This window comes from Nonomuraea maritima (assembly GCF_900100395.1).
Lineage (GTDB): Bacteria > Actinomycetota > Actinomycetes > Streptosporangiales > Streptosporangiaceae > Nonomuraea > Nonomuraea maritima.
This window is the reverse complement of sequence record NZ_FNFB01000012.1, coordinates 113,272-131,906: the sequence shown is the minus strand read 5'-3', so window position 1 is coordinate 131,906 and position 18,635 is coordinate 113,272. Positions and strand designations below refer to the sequence as shown.

At 72.1% G+C, this 18,635-nt stretch carries 15 protein-coding genes; 9 read left to right on the top strand and 6 right to left on the bottom strand.

The window, feature by feature from the left end; translation table 11 throughout:
* Nucleotides 1–16: 16 nt before the first annotated feature.
* On the bottom strand, nt 17–670 hold the full coding sequence (locus tag BLR04_RS20625; RefSeq protein WP_090767637.1) for a response regulator transcription factor: 654 nt from the start codon (nt 668–670) through the stop codon (nt 17–19).
* A 246-nt stretch (nt 671–916) separates the two neighbouring features.
* Between BLR04_RS20625 and BLR04_RS40795 the strand changes: the two genes are divergently transcribed.
* A complete protein-coding gene (locus BLR04_RS40795; RefSeq protein ID WP_176903200.1) occupies nt 917–1,081 on the top strand; it encodes a hypothetical protein in 165 nt (54 codons plus the stop codon).
* Between the two features lie 46 nt (nt 1,082–1,127).
* Here the strand turns inward: BLR04_RS40795 and BLR04_RS20620 are convergent, their stop codons facing one another.
* Both BLR04_RS20620 and BLR04_RS20615 read right to left on the bottom strand, forming a co-directional pair.
* On the bottom strand, nt 1,128–1,916 hold the full coding sequence (locus BLR04_RS20620; protein ID WP_090767634.1) for an inositol monophosphatase family protein: 789 nt from the start codon (nt 1,914–1,916) through the stop codon (nt 1,128–1,130).
* Nucleotides 1,916–3,889, bottom strand: a complete 1,974-nt coding sequence (locus BLR04_RS20615) for a S9 family peptidase (protein WP_245740375.1) — start codon at nt 3,887–3,889, stop codon at nt 1,916–1,918. Before BLR04_RS20615 ends, BLR04_RS20620 begins: the two co-directional genes overlap by 1 nt.
* Before the next feature lie 55 nt (nt 3,890–3,944).
* On the opposite strand from BLR04_RS20615, the gene BLR04_RS20610 reads away from it, so the two are divergent.
* Entirely contained in the window at nt 3,945–4,895 is a 951-nt protein-coding gene (locus BLR04_RS20610) for a ferrochelatase (protein ID WP_090767628.1), read from the top strand.
* Between the two features lie 19 nt (nt 4,896–4,914).
* On the opposite strand, the gene BLR04_RS20605 is transcribed toward BLR04_RS20610, so the two are convergent.
* Nucleotides 4,915–6,114 carry a lytic transglycosylase domain-containing protein gene (locus BLR04_RS20605; RefSeq protein ID WP_245740374.1) on the bottom strand — a complete coding sequence of 400 codons (1,200 nt, stop codon included), beginning with the start codon at nt 6,112–6,114 and terminating at the stop codon, nt 4,915–4,917.
* 94 nt (nt 6,115–6,208) lie between these two features.
* Here BLR04_RS20605 and BLR04_RS20600 point away from each other — a divergent pair, with 94 nt between their 5' ends.
* The 5 genes from BLR04_RS20600 (at nt 6,209) to sepH (ending at nt 13,699) form a co-directional block, all read left to right on the top strand.
* Nucleotides 6,209–7,411: an MFS transporter gene (locus tag BLR04_RS20600; protein WP_090767625.1), complete on the top strand. Its 1,203-nt coding sequence runs from the start codon at nt 6,209–6,211 to the stop codon at nt 7,409–7,411.
* Nucleotides 7,412–7,486: 75 nt separating this feature from the next.
* A complete protein-coding gene (locus BLR04_RS20595) occupies nt 7,487–8,191 on the top strand; it encodes a polysaccharide deacetylase family protein (RefSeq protein WP_245740373.1) in 705 nt (234 codons plus the stop codon).
* Between the two features lie 41 nt (nt 8,192–8,232).
* Nucleotides 8,233–9,513 carry a D-arabinono-1,4-lactone oxidase gene (locus tag BLR04_RS20590; RefSeq protein WP_090767799.1) on the top strand — a complete coding sequence of 427 codons (1,281 nt, stop codon included), beginning with the start codon at nt 8,233–8,235 and terminating at the stop codon, nt 9,511–9,513.
* A gap of 101 nt (nt 9,514–9,614) precedes the next feature.
* A complete protein-coding gene (locus tag BLR04_RS20585) occupies nt 9,615–10,562 on the top strand; it encodes a protease inhibitor I9 family protein (RefSeq protein ID WP_143022119.1) in 948 nt (315 codons plus the stop codon).
* Between the two features lie 161 nt (nt 10,563–10,723).
* Nucleotides 10,724–13,699: a septation protein SepH gene (sepH, locus tag BLR04_RS41865; RefSeq protein ID WP_245740372.1), complete on the top strand. Its 2,976-nt coding sequence runs from the start codon at nt 10,724–10,726 to the stop codon at nt 13,697–13,699.
* 132 nt (nt 13,700–13,831) lie between these two features.
* Here sepH and BLR04_RS20575 read toward each other — a convergent pair whose 3' ends face one another.
* The gene (locus BLR04_RS20575) at nt 13,832–15,271 is read right to left on the bottom strand and encodes a PH domain-containing protein (RefSeq protein WP_090767616.1); all 1,440 of its coding nucleotides are present in this window, start codon (nt 15,269–15,271) and stop codon (nt 13,832–13,834) included.
* A 179-nt stretch (nt 15,272–15,450) separates the two neighbouring features.
* Nucleotides 15,451–15,972: a PH domain-containing protein gene (locus BLR04_RS20570; protein WP_245740371.1), complete on the bottom strand. Its 522-nt coding sequence runs from the start codon at nt 15,970–15,972 to the stop codon at nt 15,451–15,453.
* Between the two features lie 391 nt (nt 15,973–16,363).
* Here BLR04_RS20570 and BLR04_RS20565 point away from each other — a divergent pair, with 391 nt between their 5' ends.
* Nucleotides 16,364–16,882 carry a YbhB/YbcL family Raf kinase inhibitor-like protein gene (locus tag BLR04_RS20565; protein WP_245740370.1) on the top strand — a complete coding sequence of 173 codons (519 nt, stop codon included), beginning with the start codon at nt 16,364–16,366 and terminating at the stop codon, nt 16,880–16,882.
* 184 nt (nt 16,883–17,066) lie between these two features.
* Nucleotides 17,067–18,605: a hypothetical protein gene (locus BLR04_RS20560; protein WP_090767610.1), complete on the top strand. Its 1,539-nt coding sequence runs from the start codon at nt 17,067–17,069 to the stop codon at nt 18,603–18,605.
* Nucleotides 18,606–18,635 lie beyond the last annotated feature (30 nt).

Genomic DNA, 18,635 nt, shown 5'->3' with positions numbered 1-18,635 from the left:
GCCTCGCCACACGAGCTCACAGCTTGTACCCCACGCCGGGCACGGTCTCGATCACCTGAGGCTCGCCCAGCTTCTTGCGCAGCGTCATCATCGTCACCCGGACCACGTTGGTGAACGGGTCGATGTTCTCGTCCCACGCCTTGTCGAGGAGGTCCTCCTGGCTGACCACGGCGCCCTCGGCCCGCATCAGCTCCTCCAGGACGGCGAACTCCTTCTTGGTGAGCACGACCTCCTTGCCGTCGCGCTCGACGATCCGCTTGCCCGGGTCGAGCCGGATGCCGGCCCGCTCCAGTACGGGCGGCAGCGCCGGCGCCGACCGCCGGCCGAGCGCCCGTACCCGGGCGACCAGCTCGATGAATACGAACGGCTTGGCGAGGTAGTCGTCGGCCCCCAGGCCGAGCCCCTCCACCTTGTCGTCCACGTCGCCGGACGCCGTCAGCATGAGGATGCGCGACGCCGACCGCTGCTCGACCAGCTGCCGGCACACGTCGTCGCCGTGCACCACGGGCAGGTCGCGGTCCAGCACGATCACGTCGTAGTCGATGTACGAGGTCCGCTCAAGGGCGCCACCGCCGTCGTACGCCACGTCGACGGCCATGGCCTCGCGCCGCAGACCCGTCGCGATCGCGTCGGCGAGCACCCGCTCGTCCTCTACCACCAGCACGCGCACGCCTGGAACACCTCTCTCCAATTCTGATGGCTCATTGTGGTCACAGCCTTGATAAGCGCACGGTAAGGCATGCCCACGGGAGAGCGACGCGACGGTGAGGCAGACCACGCGAAAATCTAGGTTTCGGGGGGCGACGCCCCGGGGTATGCCAGCGGGACACCCAATGACCGGACGGCGTCCGGCAAAGCGTCAGGCAAGGGGACGACTTCGCCCCCACACGGTACTGACCCCAGGAGAGTAGGTGAGATGGGCGAGTTCACCACCACGATCGAACATCGCCTCGACCAGGCTTACCGGGACCTCCGCGAGGCCCGCAGCGCCGGCGACGACTACCTCGCCGACACGCTCACCGCCGAGATCGAGGACCTCCGGCGGCTGGCCGACGACCACGGCATCCCGTTGCCCCGCTAGCCGCTCGAGAAACGGCCGGAGCCCCAGGGCTCCGGCCGTTCCGCTGTCAGGCGTCCCGCTCTGGGTCGAGCGGAGCCAGCAGGTCGTGCAGTTCCTCGAACAGGCCGGGCGCCGCGCACAGCGCGTACGACGGGCCGACCGGCCTGCCGTGCAGCCCGCCGAGCCGGGCCCCCGCCTCGACGGCGATCAGCCCGGCGGCGGCGTAGTCCCACGGGTTGATGCCGCGCTCGTAGTACGCGTCCACCCGTCCGGCGGCCAGTGAGCACAGGTCGACGGCGCACGAGCCGCCGCGCCTGATGTCGCGCACGCGAGGCAGCACCTTGGCCACCACCTCGCCCTGCACCTCACGCCTGCCCGCGAAATACCCGAACCCGGTCGCGACCAGCGCCTGGGCGAGCGGCACCCCGGTGTTGCAGCGCAGCCGCCCGCCGCCGAGCCAGGCGCCCCGGCCGAGCGCCGCGGTGTAGACCTCACCGCGGGCCGGCACGTTGACCACTCCGGCGACGACCTCGCCCTTCACCTCGACGGCGATCGACACCGCCCAGTCGGGCAGCCCGTACAGGAAGTTGACGGTGCCGTCGATCGGGTCGACGATCCAGCGGACCTCCGACTCGCCCGGCGCCTCACCCCCTTCCTCGCCGAGGAACCGGTCGCCGGGACGGGCGGCCCGCACGCGTTCGCGGATGAGCTGCTCCGAGGCCGTGTCGAGCGCGGTCACCACGTCGGTGGGGCTGGACTTGGTCTCGACCTGCCGGGACATCGTGGGCCGCTTGGCGAGCAGCATCTCCCCCGCCTCGCGGGCGATGTCCTCGGCCAGGCTCAGGTAGTCGGTCATCACGCCACCGAGTCCGGACGCTTCCACTCCTGGCCGAGCACGTGCTGCGCGAGGAAGGCGAGGACGGTCTCGTACCAGGCGATGATGTTGCCCGGCTTGAGGATCCAGTGGTTCTCGTCGGGGAAGTAGAGGAACTTGGCCTCGGCCCCGACGCGCTGCAGGTCCCACCACAGGCGCAGGCCCTCGCCGATCGGCACGCGGTAGTCCTTGTCGCCGTGGATGACGAGCAGCGGGGTGGTGATCGCCTCCAGCGACTCGTGCGGCGAGAGCGCCTTGTACCGCTCGTTGCCGGGAGCGCCGAACTCGCGCTGCCAGTACATGGACATGTCGGTGGTGCCGGAGAACTGGTCGAGGTGCCACAGCGACGCGTGGGTGACGATGCACTTGTAGCGGTCGGTGTGACCGGCCAGCCAGTTGGCCATGTAGCCGCCGTACGAGCCGCCGAGGGCGGCGATGCGCTCGCTGTCGACGTCGTCGCGGGCCAGGGCCACGTCGACGAGCGCGTCGAGGTCGGCCTGGGTGCGCGGGCCCCAGTTGCCCCAGCCGCGGTCGATCATCTCCTGGCCGTAGCCGGTCGACATGCACGGGTCGGGCAGCAGGACGGCGTACCCCTGCTGGGCCATGATCCAGGCCTGCCAGCGCCACGTCCAGTCGTTCCAGGAGCCGAGCGGGCCGCCGTGGATGAACATCAGGAACGGCGCCGGGTCGGCCGCCGAGGCGCCTTCCGGCAGCACCAGCCAGCCGCGGACGGTGGCTCCGTCGTCGGCGGTGGCGGAGATCTCGGTGAGCGTGCCGGGCACCTCGGGGCGCGGCGCGGGCGAGGGCAGGTCGACGATCTCGCCGTCGGCGACCGCGATGCGGGCCGGCCCGGGGGCGAGGTCGACGGCGCTGCGCAGGGCGTAGACGAAGCCGCCGTCGGGCGACACGCCGAGGGCCTGGTAGGCGGCGTGGTCGCCGGTGAGCCTGCGCACCTCGCCGTCCAGCGGGACGTGGAAGACGGGGCGGCGGCCCTGGTGGTCGGCGACCAGGTAGAGGGACGCGGAGTCGGGCGCCCACGCGACTTCCGACGGGAACAGGTCGTGCGCGTACTCGGAACCCTCACCGGTGTCGAGGTCGGCGATCCACAGTTCGCTGCGCGCGGACACGTCGTAGCCGGTGTGGCGGTCGCGGGCGCAGGCCACCTTGGTGCCGTCGGGCGAGACGGCGAGCGGGCCGCCGAAGTCGTAGTGGTCCTCGGCGAGCAGCACGCGGCGCTCGCCGGTGGCCACGTCGATGGCCACCAGGTCGGTACGCATCTCGCCCCTCGGCAGGAAGGTGCGCCACGTGACGAGCACGGTGGAGCCGTCCGGCGTCAGCTCGAACGAGGCCTCGCGCAGCGCGTCGCCCGCGTCGGGCGTCAGGTCGCGCACGTCCTCCAGCCGGTCGGCGCCGAGGCGGCCGGCGAACAGCCGGGGCCTGCCGGGCCCGAGGTCGTGGTCCCAGTACCGCACCGGGTAGCTCTCGTGCAGGATGGCGCTGATCCCGGCGTCCTTGCGGGCCTTGCGCTTGTCGGCCTCGGCCGACTCCTCGCCGTCGTACACGTCGGAGACGAACACGACCACGTCGGCCGCGGTGCGCACCGTGCCGATGCCGCCGGGCCTGGTCGCCACCTGGCGGGCCTCACCGCCGGCGCGGGGCAGCAGCCACAGGGAGGGCACCTCCTCGCCGTCCTTGACCGTGGGGTCGGGACGCGAGGAGGTGAACAGGACGTCACCCGCAGCGGTGAACACAGACGACGACTCCCCCTTGGCCGAGCGCGTCAGCCGGTACGGCTCGCCGTCCACGGGGATCGCCCACAGTGCGGTGCCGTAGGACTTGCCGTCGGGATTGAGGGACTGGACGGTCGAGACGAGCCGCGATCCGTCCGGGGAGAGCCGCAGCGAGAGGACCCTGGGAATGGCCACATAGTCACGTATGTCGTTGAATGCGCTCACCCGACCGAACCTACCGCGCGGCCGTGACCACTGACACGTCCCCTAGGGTTGTGGCGTGGGAAACTACGACGCCTTGCTGGTCCTTTCGTTCGGCGGTCCAGAAGGCCCCGACGACGTGATGCCGTTCCTGGAGAACGTCGTACGCGGCCGGGGGGTGCCGCGCGAACGGCTGCTCGAAGTGGCCGAGCACTATCTGAGCTTCGGCGGGATCAGCCCGATCAACCAGCAGAACCGCGACCTGGTCGAGGCGTTGCGCCCGGTGGCCGGCGTGCCCGTCTACTGGGGCAACCGCAACTGGCACCCGTTCGGCGAGGACGTCGTGCGGCAGATGCGGGCCGACGGCGTCCAGAAGGCCGCGGTCTTCGCCACGTCGGCGTTCGCGGGTTACTCCAGTTGCCGCCAGTACTACGAGGACATCGCGCGGATCTCCGTCGAAGGCGGTCCCGAGCTGGTCAAGATGCGCCACTACGGCGACCACCCAGGGTTCGTCGCGGCGATGGCCGACCACACCCGCGCGGCGCTGGAGCGGCTCGGCCGCGACGACGCCCGGCTGGTGTTCACCGCGCACAGCGTCCCGGTCTCCATGGCCGAGACCGCGGGCCCGTCCGGCGGCCTGTACGAGGCCCAGCTGCGCAGGAGCGCCGAGCTGGTCAGCCAGGCGCTGGGCCGCACCGAGCCGTGGGACCTCGTGTGGCAGTCGCGCAGCGGCCCGCCGCAGGTGCCGTGGCTGGAGCCCGACGTCTGCGACCACCTCCGCAAGATCAACGCGCCCGCCGTCGTGCTGGTGCCGATCGGGTTCGTCTCCGATCACATGGAGGTCGTCTACGACCTCGACACCGAGGCGAAGGCGGTGGCCGCCGAGCTCGGCCTGCCGCTGGAGCGGGCGGCGACCGCGGGCACGCACCCGCGCTTCGTCCAGATGGTGCGCGAGCTGATGGACGAGCCGGAGCCGGTGCCGTGCGCGCTCACGTGCTGCCCGCCACCGCGCCGCCGTCCCCGGTCATGAACGCACGTACGCGCGCGCGTCAGGCGTAGGCGCGCGCGTACGCGTCGGCGATCGCGAGCACCTTGTTCACGTAGTCCCAGGAGTGGTTGTAGAACCAGATCGCCTTCCGCAGCCGCTCCCCGCCCTCGCCCGCCTTGTTGGCGCACAGGTAGTTGGCGGCGCTGGGCACGGCGTCGTACGGGCTCCAGATGTCCTTCTTGCCGTCACCGTCGCCGTCCACGCCGTAGTGCTTCCAGGTGGCGGGCATGAACTGCATGGGCCCGAGCGCGCCAGCGCTCGACGGTCCGTTGTTGCGCCCGTGCGAGCTCTCGACCTGGCCGATCGCGGCGAGCACCGTCCACGGCAGGCCGGGGCAGCGGGTGGCGCTGGCCTTGTACAGCTCCAGGTAGCTGGAGGGCCGGCCGACGTTGACCTGAGGCGGCTGCCGCTCCTGCCGGGGCTGCTGCTGTTTCGGGACGGCGGCTCCCGTGGCGCCCACCGTGACGACCTGGGCGCCCGCGCCGAGCGCCTTGCGCACCCTGGCCTCGCTGATCGTGCCTGGTTTGCCGTGCAGCAGCACCGCCACGCCCTGCGCGAAGCCGAGCGACCTGCCGAAGTCGGCGCTCACCAGGCCGTCCACGCCGGGCAGCCCGAGCGGGGCGGAGGCCGCGACGCGGAGCCTGGGGCCGTTGTCCACCTGGTACATCGCGCCCAGCATCATCCCGAGCCTGCGCATCGAGGCCGAGTCGGCGACCAGCTCGCCCCTGGCCAGCGCGCTCCACACGGCGGGCTGGTCGGCGACCGGCTGCGGCGTCCACGAGCGGAAGTCGGCCGGGTCGACGGCCAGCAGGTTCAGCCCGGTGCCCGACAGCTTGACCGCGCCCGCGTCCACCACGATCACCTTCTGTACGTGGGTCAGCTTCGCCAGCCGCAGCCTGGTCTCCTTGGGCAGCGTCCCCGGCGCGACGGCGAGCACGCGCGGCGGCGTCACGGTGATGCCGGGGCCGCCCCGGCCGAAGTCCTGCACCGGCTGGGCGGTGGGCGTGATCCGGTCCAGCCCGGACGAGGCGGTCTGCTGGGCGCGGGGCTGCCTGCGCACGCTCTCCTGGGCCGTGTCGACGCGGCCCGTGTTCACCATGCCGTCGCTCAGGAGCAGAACCACTCCTCCGGCCGCCGTCGTGACCGTGAGTACGGCGGTGACCAGCAGCATGACCGTACGGAACGCGGGAAGACCGGACACTCGGGACACGTTAACGCACGACCCCATCAAAGCACTTGCCTTACGGACATACGGTGCGCAATGGTTTAGGTCGCGGATGTAAGGAGGAGCCTGGGTGGTCGGGCCTTACCGGGGATTGTTCGACGGGCCCGGCACCAAAGGATTCGTCCTGGCCGGTTTCTTCGGCCGGATGCCGATGTCCATGCAGGGCATCGGGATCATCCTGCTCATCTCCACGCTGACCGGTTCGTACGCCACCGCGGGCGCGGTCGCCGCCGTCACCAACATCGCCTTCTCCATCGCCGCCCCGCTCTCCGGCAGGCTCGTGGACCGCTTCGGGCAGGGCCGCGTGATCCCGCCGTTCGCCGTGCTCAACGCGCTGTCGATGGCCGCCCTCATGCTCTGTGCCGGGCTCGGGCTGCCCGGCTGGACGCTGTACGCCTCCGGTCTCGTGGTCGGGGCCACCTCGCTGTCGATCGGCTCGATGGTGCGCGCCCGCTGGTCGCACCTGTACGCCGGCTCGGCCAAGCTGCACACCGCCTTCGCGTTCGAGTCGGTGATCGACGAGGTCATCTTCGTCACCGGCCCCGCGCTGGTCACGGTGCTGGCCACCGGCGTCAACCCGTACGCGGGGCTGGCCGTGGCCACGATCTCGATGTTCATCGGCTCGCTGGCGCTCGCGGCGCAGCGGCGCACGCAGCCGCCCGTCCAGGAGAGCAGGACGCACTCCGGCAGCCCCATCCTCATCCCCGGCATCGCGCTGCTGTCGGGCGTCTACCTGGCGCTCGGCGCGGTGTTCGGGTCGGTCGACCTCATCACCGTGGCCTTCGCCGAGGACGAGGGCGCGAAGTCGGCCGCCGGCTTCCTGCTGGCGGCGTTCGCGGGTGGGTCGATGGTGTCGGGGCTGTGGTTCGGCTCGCGGCACTGGCGGCTGTCGCTGCGCGGCCGGTTCGTCCGCGCGCTCGGCGTGTTCGCGGTGGGGCTGTCGCCGATCGCCTTCATCGGCGACCTGCGGGTCATGGCGGTCGCGCTGTTCCTCGCCGGTTTCGCCATCTCCCCCACGCTCATCACCGGCTTCTCCATCACCGAACGACTGGTTCCCTCGTCGCTGCTCACCGAGGGCATGGCGTGGATCTCGACGGCGATCGGGTTCGGCGTGGCGCTCGGCGCGTGGGCGGGCGGACGGCTCACGGAGACGGTCGGCGCGTCGGACGCGTACGGCTTCGCCCTGGGCGCGGCGCTCCTCGCGATGGTCGTGGGCGTCGGAGGTTCGAGTTTGCTGAGACTTCCTGACGCTTCCACGCCGGCGAAGGGTTGATCCGCTACCGTCGGGACATCCCACGCAACACCCACAACACCGGAAGCAACAGTTATGTCCCGACAAATCAGTTCATTGCTCGCCATTGCGGCTGTTTGCGTAACAATTGCACCGGCGCCGGCCTTCGCGCAGACCTCTCCCAAGAAGGCTCCGGTCGACTGCAGCGCGGTCAAGTGCATCGCCCTGACCTTCGACGACGGTCCCGGCCAGTACGCAGGCACGCTGCTCGACACGCTCAAGAAGTACGACGCCAAGGCGACGTTCTTCCTCGAGGGCCAGTACGCGAAGAGCCGCCCGCAGTACGTCAAGCGCATGGTCGCCGAGGGCCACGAACTCGGTAACCACAGCTACCGCCACCCCGACTTCACCAAGAGCTCAGAAGCCACGATCAAGGCCGAGATCCAGCAGACCCAGGACGCGGTGAAGAAGGCGGCCGGCGTCGAGCCGAAGCTGCTGCGCCCGCCGTACGGCATGACCGACGTCCGGGTCTCGGAGATCGCCGAGCAGTTCGGCATGCCGCAGATCCTCTGGACCGCCGGCTCCGAGGACTGGGCCTCCAAGAACGTCGAGGCCATCCAGAAGCAGACGCTGGCGGTCGCCAAGCCGAACGCCATCATCCTCATGCACGACTGGGTCAAGCAGACCGTCGACGGGATGCCCTCGCTCATCAAGACACTGCAGCACAAGGGCTACCACCTCGTGACGGTCTCCGACGTGATCAAGGAAGAGAAGCTGGAGCCCGGGGACGCCTTCCCCCTCCCGCAGGGCTGGGAGCAGTGAGTATCGTTCGGCTCTGACCGAACGATCTTCTGGAGGTGCCCGTGGCGTTCACCAACTGGGCGCGCAACCAGTCGGGCCTTCCCTCCGAGGTGCGCACGCCGGCGTCCGTCGCCGACGTCGTGCGCGCCGTGCGCGACGCCGCCGCCTCCGGGCGGCGGGTCCGCATGGTCGGTGCGGGCCACTCCTTCACCGGGGTGGCCCTCACCGACGGCATCATGCTCCGCCCCGACGCGCTCACGGGCGTCCGCTCGCACGGCGGCGACCACGTCACCGCCCTGGCCGGCACCCGCTTACGCGTGCTGAACGACCTGCTCGCCGCGCGCGGCCAGGCCCTGACCAACATGGGCGACATCACCGAGCAGACGGTCGCCGGCGCGATCCAGACCGGCACCCACGGCACAGGACGCGACAGCGGCGGCCTCGCCGACCAGGTGACCGAGGTGGAGCTGGTCCTCGCCGACGGCTCGGTGGTCACCGCCGCGCCTGGCGACGAACTGTTCGACGCCGTCCGGGTGGGCCTGGGCGCGCTGGGCGTCCTGACCGCCGTGACGTTCCGCGTGGAACCCGCGTTCCTGCTGCACCACCGGCGCCGCACGATGGCGATCGGCGAGATCCTCGGCTCCCTCGACGAGCTGACCTCCACCCACGAGCACCTCGACTTCTTCTGGCTGCCGCACACCGACGCCTGCCTGGTCAAGACCAACGACCGGCACCCCGGCCCGGCGCGCCCGCCAGGGGCGTTCGCGAGCTGGCGCGACACCGTACTGCTGGAGAACATCGCCCTCGGCGCCACCTGCGCGCTCGGCGCCCGCGTGCCCGCCATGATCCCCCGCATCAACGCCGTCGCCGCCGCCACGCTGAGCGACTCCGCGTGCGTGGACGCGTCCCACAAGGTCTTCACCTCCCGCCGCGACGTGCGCTTCCTGGAGATGGAGTACGCGGTGCCGCGCGAGCGGCTGGCCCAGGCCCTGCGCGAGACCCGCGACCTGGTCGACCGGATGGACTGGAAGATCAGCTTCCCGGTGGAGGTGCGGGTGACGCCACCCAGCGACGCCTGGCTGTCCACCGCCTACGGACGCCCATCGGCGTACATCGCCTGTCACGTCTACCGGCCGACGCCGCACCCCGCGTACTTCGCGGGCGTCGAAGAGATCATGACCCGGCTGGACGGCCGCCCCCACTGGGGCAAGCTGCACACGCGCGACGCCGCGTACCTGGCCGGCGTCTATCCCCGCTTCGCCGACTTCCTCGCCCTGCGCGACCGTCTCGACCCCGGCCGCCTGTTCGGCAACGCCTACCTCGACGCGGTGCTGGGCCGATGACCGCCTCACACCCTGCGTTCGGTAAAGAGTGGCCTCGCGAATAGGCCCGAGGGCGTGTCCTCGGGTTCGCGCGACGCTCCCGACCGGCACCCTTGCACCTCGTGCCCCGACGACTCGGCCTACCCTCCCTGTACTTCGCCGCGGCCATGGCCACGGCCGCGACGACGGCCGTCCCTCTCGCCATGTCGCCCGCCTCCGGACTCGCCCTTCGGCCCGCCCCGTCCGAGCCCACCCGTCCGTACGTGGTCCTGGCCCGCGGCCGGCCCGCCGCCCGCGCCCTCGTCGGCGAGCTCCGCTGGAGGGTACGGCGCTACTACACGGCCGCGCTGCCGGGCTTCGCCACCTTCCTCACCCCCCGCGAGCTGGCCGACCTGCGGGCCGACCCCCGCGTGCGCGCCGTCGAGCCCGACGGGGAGATCCGCGCCGCGCCGGCCGGCAGGCCGCAGACCCCGTCCGCCGCACAGGCGCCGGGAACGGGCACCACGGTGTACGTCGTCGACAGCGGCCTCGACTCCGCCCGCGCCGAGTTCGGCGACCGGGCCTGGCACGCGTTCGACGCCACCGGCGGCACCGGACGCGACTGCGACGGCCACGGCACCCAGGTGGCCGGACGCGTCCACGACGCGGCGCCTGCCGCCAGGATCGGGTCCGTGCGCGTGCTCGGCTGCGACGGCTCAGGCACGCTGTCGGACCTGCTCGCCGGGCTCGACTGGATCCACCGCCACTCCCGCGGCCCGTCCGTCGCCACGCTGTCCGTCGACGGCGACCGTTCCGCCGCGCTCCGCACCGCCACGCGCCGGCTGGCGCGCTCGGGAGTGTTCGTCGCCGAGTCCGCGCGCTCCGAAGGCTGCCGGATCACCCCAGGTGGGCGGACATTCTCCCCGTACACCCCCGAACTCGCCGGAGCCGCCGCCCAACTTCTGGAGCTCCATCCGGCTTCCGGGTCTTCCGCGCTCGCCACTTCTCTGAAGTGCACGGCGGCGGGCGGCGTGATTCGTCAGAATCCGACAGGGGCGCCTACCCTCCACGTGCGCGACGGCGGGTTCTGAAGGGGATGGATCCGACAAATGTGACCGGCGTCACATCGCCCCGGGGCTATCCCAGGAAGGCGATGTTCGGACATGCCGGGTACGGTGCTGGCAGGCAACCGGCACACGCGAGAGACTCAAAGGTCCGGGGGAAGAATGGCGACGCTGACGAAGGGACTCGCATGCAGGAGCTCCGACTCGTCGCGGTGAGTGAGGACGGCACCTACCTCGTCCTGGCTACGGCCGGGCGCGGAACGCGCTTCACACTTCCCGTGGACGACCGGCTCCGTGCTGCCGTCCGCGGCAACTTCTCCCGTCTCGGCCAGTACGAGATCGAAGTGGAGAGTCCGTTGCGCCCCAAGGAGATCCAGGCCCGCATCCGCGCCGGTGAGACGGCGGAGGAGATCGCCGCGACCGCCGGGATCCCGGTCGAGCGAGTCCGCTGGTTCGAGGGGCCCGTGCTGCAAGAGCGCGAGTACGTCGCCCAGCAGGCGCAACGCGTGTCCGTACGGATGCCAGGCGAGTCCGCGCCCGGTCCGACCCTCGGCGAGCTCGTGGCCGACCGGCTCACCCGGCGCGGCGTGCCCACCGACGAGATCGACTGGGACTCCGCCAAGCGCGACGACGGCCTGTGGCGGGTCAAGCTCGGCTACGTCTGGAACGGGCACACCCGTCACGCCGAGTGGCTGTTCGACCCGCGCAAGCGCCACGTGACGCCGCACGACGACGAGGCGCTGCGCCTGTCGTCCGCCGACTTCAGCCCCGAGCCGACCACCGTCGAGGACACCACGGTCACGCCCTTCGCGCCGCGCGTGGCCAAGCTGCAGCCGGTGCCGCCGCTCGCCTCCGAGGCCGTGCAGTTCCCCTCGGTGGTACGTCGCGAGCCGGAGGAGCCGGCCGTCGGCTACACCCCGTCACCCGCGCCCCGCGACACCCCGTTCGACCGCGACCGCCGCCGCGACCCCGACCGTGAGACCAGCCGCGAGACCGCGTTCCGGCCGGAACCCGGCCGAGAGTCGGCGTACCGCCCCGAACCCGGCCGCGAGTCGACCTTCCAGCCCGAATCCGGCCGTGAGCCGACGTACCGCCCCGAACCCGGCCGCGAGCCGGTGTTCCGGCCTGAACCTGGTCGTGAGACGGCGTTCCGGCCCGGTTCCGGCCAGGAGACGGCGTTCCAGTCCGAGCCCGGCCGAGAGACCGGGCAGCACGCCGACCGCCGGCACGAGCCCGCCTTGCCGTACGACCAGCAGCCGGATCAGCAGGAGCCTGGCCGGGAGTCGGCGTTCCGGTCGGGCGCCGGGGCCGAAGGCGGTCACCGGGAGCCCTTCACCTCTGAACCTCCGGCTCGCGACAACGGCTACACCCGCCCCGGCGACTCCGCGTCCCGCCGCGGCGGGTCTTCGCCGTGGCTGCCCGACTTCGGCTCGGGACGCTCCGCCGACCGCGAGGACGACTCCATCTACGCCCCGGCCACACGCCCGTCCGCCCCCGCCGCGAACCCGCCCACCCACGACCCATCCCAGCCCCAGCCTGCTGCTCAGCCGCAGTCGGCCCAGCCGCAGCCCGCTCAGGCGCAGCCCGCTCAGGCGCAGCCCGCTTCCGTGGAAGCATCCGCCCAGCCCCTGAGTGCTGCGGCCGCGACGACTCCCGAGGCCCCGGCCGCTGCAACTCCGGCCGCTGCAGCCCCGGCCACTGTGGCCCAGTCCCCCGCTGCGGAGACGCAGTCGTCCGCCGTTGCGGAGAGTCAGGCGCCCGCGACCAGTACGGCTCAGCCGTCGGCCGCTGCGGAGGGCCAGACGTCAGCGACCCCGCAGACCACTACCGAGCCCGCGCAGCCGGCGGCTCGGAGCGAGGCGGTCGCACAGACCCCTGCCGCTCAGGCCGAGCCGGTTGTGCAGAGCCCGGCAACCCAGGCCGACGCACCCACGGGTACCGGGGAGAAGGCGGCTCAGTCGGAGGCGTCCCCCGAGACCGGCACCGCTGCGGCCGGTTCGGCAGTGGCGACCGACGCGCAGCCGGAGAGCCCGGCAGTCGCGGCCCCCGCCACCGAGGGCGTGCCGGCGGCGAACGCGGTTTCGGCGCCCGCCACCTCGGCCGCCACGCCGTCTGCCACCCCGGCCGCCGCCGAGCCCACCACCCCGACCACCACTGAGCCCACCACCCCGGCGGCCGCCGCTGAGCCCGCCGCTCCGGCCGCGGCTGAGCTCGCCAACGCGCCGGCCGCCCCAGCCGCGGCTTCGGTTGGCACCTCGGAAGCCGCCGCCCCGGAGGCCGGCGCTTCGGTCAGTGCGCCTGCCTCCTCTGCTCCCGAGGCCGTCGCCGACGGCGACGCTGCTCAGGCGGTCCCCGCCGCCACGGAGGCGTCCGCTGAGGCATCCACCTCGGAAACGTCCGCTGCGGAGGCGTCCGCCGCGGACGGTGTGCGGCCGTCGGCCGAGAGTGCCACGGCTTCGGCCGCCGAGACGGCGGCCACGGAAGCCACCACGAATCCCCCCGCCCCGGAAGCGGCTGCTCAGGAGGGCAGCTCCACGGATCGGCCGGGCGCCGCCACGACGCCCGCCACGGCGGAAGGTACACCGACGGTGGACACCAGTACGAGACCGGAAACCGGCGTGCCCGCGACGCTCACGGCCGAGGCCACCGCCTCGGACGCCTCGAACGCGGCGGACACCGCAGGCACCCCGGCCGCGAAGGCGGAGACCACCAAGTCCGAGCAGGCCCCGGTACAGGCAACCGCGCAAGCCGCTGGGGACGGCGGCACCGGCGACGTCCCCGCCGGGAAGGAAGCGGCGACCGACGCCGTACCGGACAGCGCCAAGGACAGCGCCAAGGACGCCGCCGCCGCCGAGGCCGTACCGGCCGAGGTCAAGGAGGCGGCTGAGGCCGTACCCGACGGAAAGGGCGCGAAGCTCGAGGCGGCGGCCGAGGACGAGCAGGAGGTGCCGCCGAGCAAGCCTCCGGCGCCCAAGCCGAAGCCGGCCCCGCAGGTTCCGGCGGCGCGCGCGAGCAAGGACGAAGGCAAGGACGACAAGCCGGTACCGGTGCCCTCGCCCCCGCCCGCTCCTGCCGCCCGCCAGCCGCGCAAGGGATCGCGTGGCCGCCGCGCCTCCGTCCCGACGTGGGACGAGATCATGTTCGGCGCCCGCCGCCAGGACTGATCAGGAGGCCCCCTCCACCACCGGAGCCCGCATGACGCGAGGGCAACCCCCCTCCACGCGCCCACGTGACGTGCCGGCTCGGGTTCTTGCCACGACGTGGTTCCGAGGTGACGGGGTCATGCCCGCACGCGGTCACGACTTGGGGGGTTCGTCCGCGAAGGGGGACAGCCATTCCGGGGTGACCTCCGCCGGGAAGGCCGCGGCCTGGGCCTTCGAGACGTCGACGGCCGCGTAGCCGCCCGTGCCCGCGCCGACGCCGGCGATGAGCGTCAGCACCCCGGCCCGCCGCTGGAACCAGGTCTGCCGCATCCGCCACCCCACCACGGCCCGGCGCTCGAAGACGGCCTGGGTGCGCCGCAGCGAACCGGAGCGCATCGACAGGCGGGCGCCGTCGTAGCCGTGTCCGAGGGACGCGTACCGGTCGAGACCAAGAGGGATGCCCAGCGCGGCCAGCACCAGCGCCAGCACCAGCAGGACCCACCACAGCGTCAGGCCGCTCACCCACGCGCCCGCCAGAGCGACGAGAGCCGTCATCAGCCACGGGAAGATCGCCCGGAACAGGCGGCGCTTGCGCGCCACCCGAGGGTGGGGACGCAGGTCGGCGCGGAAGGGTCCGATGGCGTCGGCGGTCACCTGGTACGCCACGGCGCGCGGCACGTCGGGCAGGAGCTGACCGCGCGTCTCCGAGTCACCGAGCCCGGTGACGATGGCCCAGACGCGGACGACCCCGGCCCAGCGTTCGGCGAGGCCGTCCACGATGTCGTACCCGCGTACGCGCCGGGACTCCAGTGAGACGCTGCGCCGGTTGATCAGGCCGCGCTCCGCGACGAGGTAGCCGTCGCGGCGCTTGAGCTGGAAGTTCCAGTTGAAGACGGCGTACATGAGGCCGCCCGTGACCGGCATCGCGAGCACGAGCAGCAGCGCGGCGGCCAGCAGCAGGTACGGGTGACCCCAGAGCCACTCCCCCGCGCTCAGGGCGGCGTCCTGGCCGAGGCCGAGATCGCCGCCCCACTGGAACGCCAGGCCCACCGCGCCGCCCGCGAAGGCGAACGGGGTGAGCAGGTACGCGCCGGACAGCGGCCCGTACAGCAGCCACCTGCGGGGGACGGCGATGATCGACTGCTCCTGCGCTTCGGCCGGTGCGGCCGCCGCCTCGGGGACTTCCTGGCGTCCCGCGCGGCGCAGGAGGATCGGCTTGAGCCGTTCGGCCTCTGCGAGCGTGACGCCGTCGAACTTGGCCTCCTCCTTCCCGCCGCTCGCCCCCGTGTCGATCTTCATGACGGCGAGGCCCAGCAGGCGGTGCATCGGGGGTGTGGAGATGTCGACGCCGCGGATGCGCTCCAAGGGGATGGTCCGGATGGAACGGCTGATCAGCGACCGTTTCGTTTCGAGGCGGTCGCCGACGATCTCGTACGTGAAGGTGGCCCAGCGGATCACCGCGACCAGCACCGTGCCGACGACGCCGGCGGCGGCCCACGCGTACGACCTGGGCGAGAAGCCGCCCACGAACAGGACGCCGATCAGGGGGACGAGCAGGGAGGGCAGCATCCGTACGGGGTCGATGAGCAGCACTTTCGGGCTGAAGCGCCGCGGCGCCCGAAAGGGCGGCTGACCGGGAGGGGGCGGGGGTCCTGGGACAGGTTGAGGGTCACCGCCGGGCCTTGGGACGGGCGGTGGTCCGGGTCGAGGGTCGCCGTCGGGCGGGACCCAGGAGGGGGGTGTGGGCTCCGCGGGCCCCTGGCCGGGGTCGGTCATGTCGCGTCGTCCCTGAGTTCTTCCGCCCGGCGCGCCAGCTGCTCGGCCAGCCCGGCGGCGACCCGGAAGTCGAGGCCCTTGATCGTGGACGACCCCGCGTGCGAGGCGGTGCGGATCTCCAGCGTGGCCAGTCCGAGCAGCCGCTCGAACCACCCCTGCCCCTTGTCGACCGTCTGGATGCGGCTCACGGGCACGAACACCCATTCCCTGGTCAGGTAACCCGACCTGGCGTACACGACGTCCCCTGAGAGCTCCCAGCGGTGCACGGCGTACCGGACGAACGGCTCGGTCAGGAGGAACGGGAGCGTCAGCACCACGGTGGCGACCGGCAACGACCAGGGCGCGTCCGCGAACCACCCGGGCACCCACGACCACCCGCTGCCCCCCACCCACCGTGCCACGACGAGCGAGGCGACGAGAAACAGGACGAACGCGACCAAGGACTCCAGCAGCCACAGACCGACGGCCTTGCGCGAGACGCGGTTCACCGGATCACGCAGCGGGCCTGTTGTCGTCACAATGTCCAGCTTAGGCCGCGAACCATCGGTTTATCGGACACCACGGAGAAAAGATCCGTTCGGCGCTGCCGGGGTTTCCGTCACCGGCCCGCGTCCGAAACCCGCGCCCGTTTCTCGGCGGCGTCGCGCCACGTCGCGAGCCACGACGGGACGTCAGGAGGGTGCGGCGGCACATTGCGCCGCGATCCGGATACGCTGCGCACTCGGGTCGCTCCGCTGTGGCCAACGTCACTACGCGGATGCCCTCATTATGCCTGGTTTCGGATCCTTTACCGAGCACGGACCATCGGGAAACGGTCTGCGCATCGCCGAGACGCGCGTAGCATCGTCGGGCATGGGGCTGTGTAACACGGCATCACGCCTGCGACGGATCGCTGTCAGTGTGACGGCGGTGACCGCGGTGTTGGCGTCGGCAGGTTGTGGCAGCCTCGGCTTCGTCGGCAGGTCGCAGGCCAAGGACATCGCGCAGGTCAACGTCTCGAGCCCGGAGCTGCGCGACGGCAAGCCGCTGCCGCGCGAATACTCCTGTCACGGCAACCAGGGCAGCCCGCCGCTGCGCTGGTCGAGCCGTCCGCTGCCGCAGGCCAAGTCGATCGCCATCGTGGTCGACAGCCACGCGACGTCCGAGTCGGCGGTGCACTGGGTGCTGTACGACATCCCGGCCACCACGACCGAGCTCGGCCCCGACGCCGCCGCCGATCCTCCCGAGGGGTCGCGCCAGGCCAAGGTGACCAGTGGCAGGACGGGCTACGACGCCCCCTGCGAGGACCAGGGCAACTATCGGTTCTCCGTCTACACGCTGAGCGGCAAGGTCGATCTGGGCCCGGACGCGGAGCTCTCCGAGATCCTCAAGGAGATCGCGCATCTGACCATCGCCCGAGGTCGGCTCACGGCGGTGAACATCGAGTGACTGGACGAATACGACAGGTAGTACAGCTCTACCAATTCTTCACTTAGGGTGTGACAACTCTCTTAGTGGTCCGACACAATCAGATCCAATCGTTAGGCACTGGTGATCAAAGGGGGAAGGTCGCGTCGATGGCCGCGCGACCTCATCGGTGCCAGAGGGAGGCCATGGCTTTGAGGGTGGTGCAATGATCGCGGTCGTAGTGAGCTTGGTCGCTGTCGTGCTCCTCGTGCTCGTCGTCGTGGCACTGGGCATGCGTTCGATGAGTCGCAGGGAGAGTTCACTTCCTCCGGAACGGCTGAAAGAGATGGCCGAGAAAGAGGAGATGACCCAGACGCGCTCAACCGACCAGTTCGCGGCGCACGAGCCGCGAATGGCCAATTTCAGTCCTGACTTCAGCCCGATCGACGAGCCGAAGCCCAAGCCGGTCCGCACCGGCCAGCGCGGCAGGCGCGGCGTCGACGAGTGGGGCAACCCCACCACCGACTCCGACGACGAGGAGTTCTGGGCCAACATCCGTAGCGACGCCGAGGAAGGCGGTTTCGGCGCGGGTGGCACCGTGGCGGCCAGGAAGGCCGCCCCGTCCCCGTCCCCCACCCCGGCTCCATCTCCGGCTCCGACCCCGTCCCCCGTCGAGCGCCCCGCCGCCGAGCCGCTGGAGCGCCCGCGCTCCGCCGAGCCGCTGCCCGAGCGCCCGGCCCGCAGGTCCGCTCGCCGGTCCGCGCCGCGACCCGCGGCCGCCTCCGTCGATCCCGACGCCACCACCGTGCAGGGGCCCCTCCCCCAGCGTCAGCCCGCGCCCGCCCCGGCCGGCCTCGCCGACCTGGTCGACCCCTCACCCCGCCCTGTTCCCTCGCAGGCCGAGCTCGCCGAGCAGCGCACCGTGACGTTCGCGGCGCCGACCCCCGACGTGATGACCATCCTCGGCGCCGGCGCCCATCCGGTGCCCGCCCCCACCCGTCCCGAGCCCGCCCCCGCGCCGCGGCCCGCGGCCGCGACGACCAGCGGATCCTTCCCCGCGGGCAGTGGCTCGTACGGCTCCGGCACCGGAACCCCCGCCGCGCCGGGCAGCGGACCGTTCCCGGCCACGCCCACCTCCGGCGCCTTCCCCGCGACCGGCCCCACCACGAGCGGCAACTTCCCGATGGCCGGCGCGCCCATCCACGGCGCCCCGACGAGCGACCCCTTCCCCGCCTACGGGGGCACCGACGCCCTCGACACGACGGCGGCCTACTCCCCGACTCCGGCGGCGACCACGTCGGGCTCCTGGCCCGCCTCGCCCGACATCTTCGACGACGCCCCGGCGGCTCCCGCGGCCCCCGCCCCCGCCTACACCCAGCCCAGCTCGTGGCCCGCGTTCGAGCAGCCCACCACCCGCTCCTCGTACGAGGTGAGCGCCGGATGGGCGGTGGCCGACGACGCGGAACCCACCACAGGCCCCTCGCCCGCCACCGGCACCCCGACGGCGCCGAACCGGGCGGTGTCCGCCTACGACGACGTGCTGTCGGCCCCGACGCCGCCGCAGTCGCCGTTCACGGCGGGCGCGTACGAGACCGGTGATGTGACCACGACCCCGGGCGGCGGCGCCGCCTGGCCCGCCCCGCCCGCGAGCGACACCTCGGGCAACTGGCCCGCGTACGACCCTCAGCAGGACACCCCGGGCAACGAGCGCAGCAGGCGTCGTCGCGCCCCGGAGCAGGACTATCCGCACGACTATTACAGATGATCTTTAGCGCCCATTAATCGGTAAAACCAG

Excerpts from the sequence above, each read along its gene's own strand:
- BLR04_RS40795 (WP_176903200.1), top strand. The coding sequence starts at position 917 with ATGGGCGAGTTCACCACCACGATCGAACATCGCCTCGACCAGGCTTAC.
- BLR04_RS20620 (WP_090767634.1), bottom strand. The coding sequence starts at position 1,916 with ATGACCGACTACCTGAGCCTGGCCGAGGACATCGCCCGCGAGGCGGGG.
- sepH (WP_245740372.1), top strand. The coding sequence starts at position 10,724 with ATGCAGGAGCTCCGACTCGTCGCGGTGAGTGAGGACGGCACCTACCTC.
- BLR04_RS20560 (WP_090767610.1), top strand. The coding sequence starts at position 17,067 with ATGATCGCGGTCGTAGTGAGCTTGGTCGCTGTCGTGCTCCTCGTGCTC.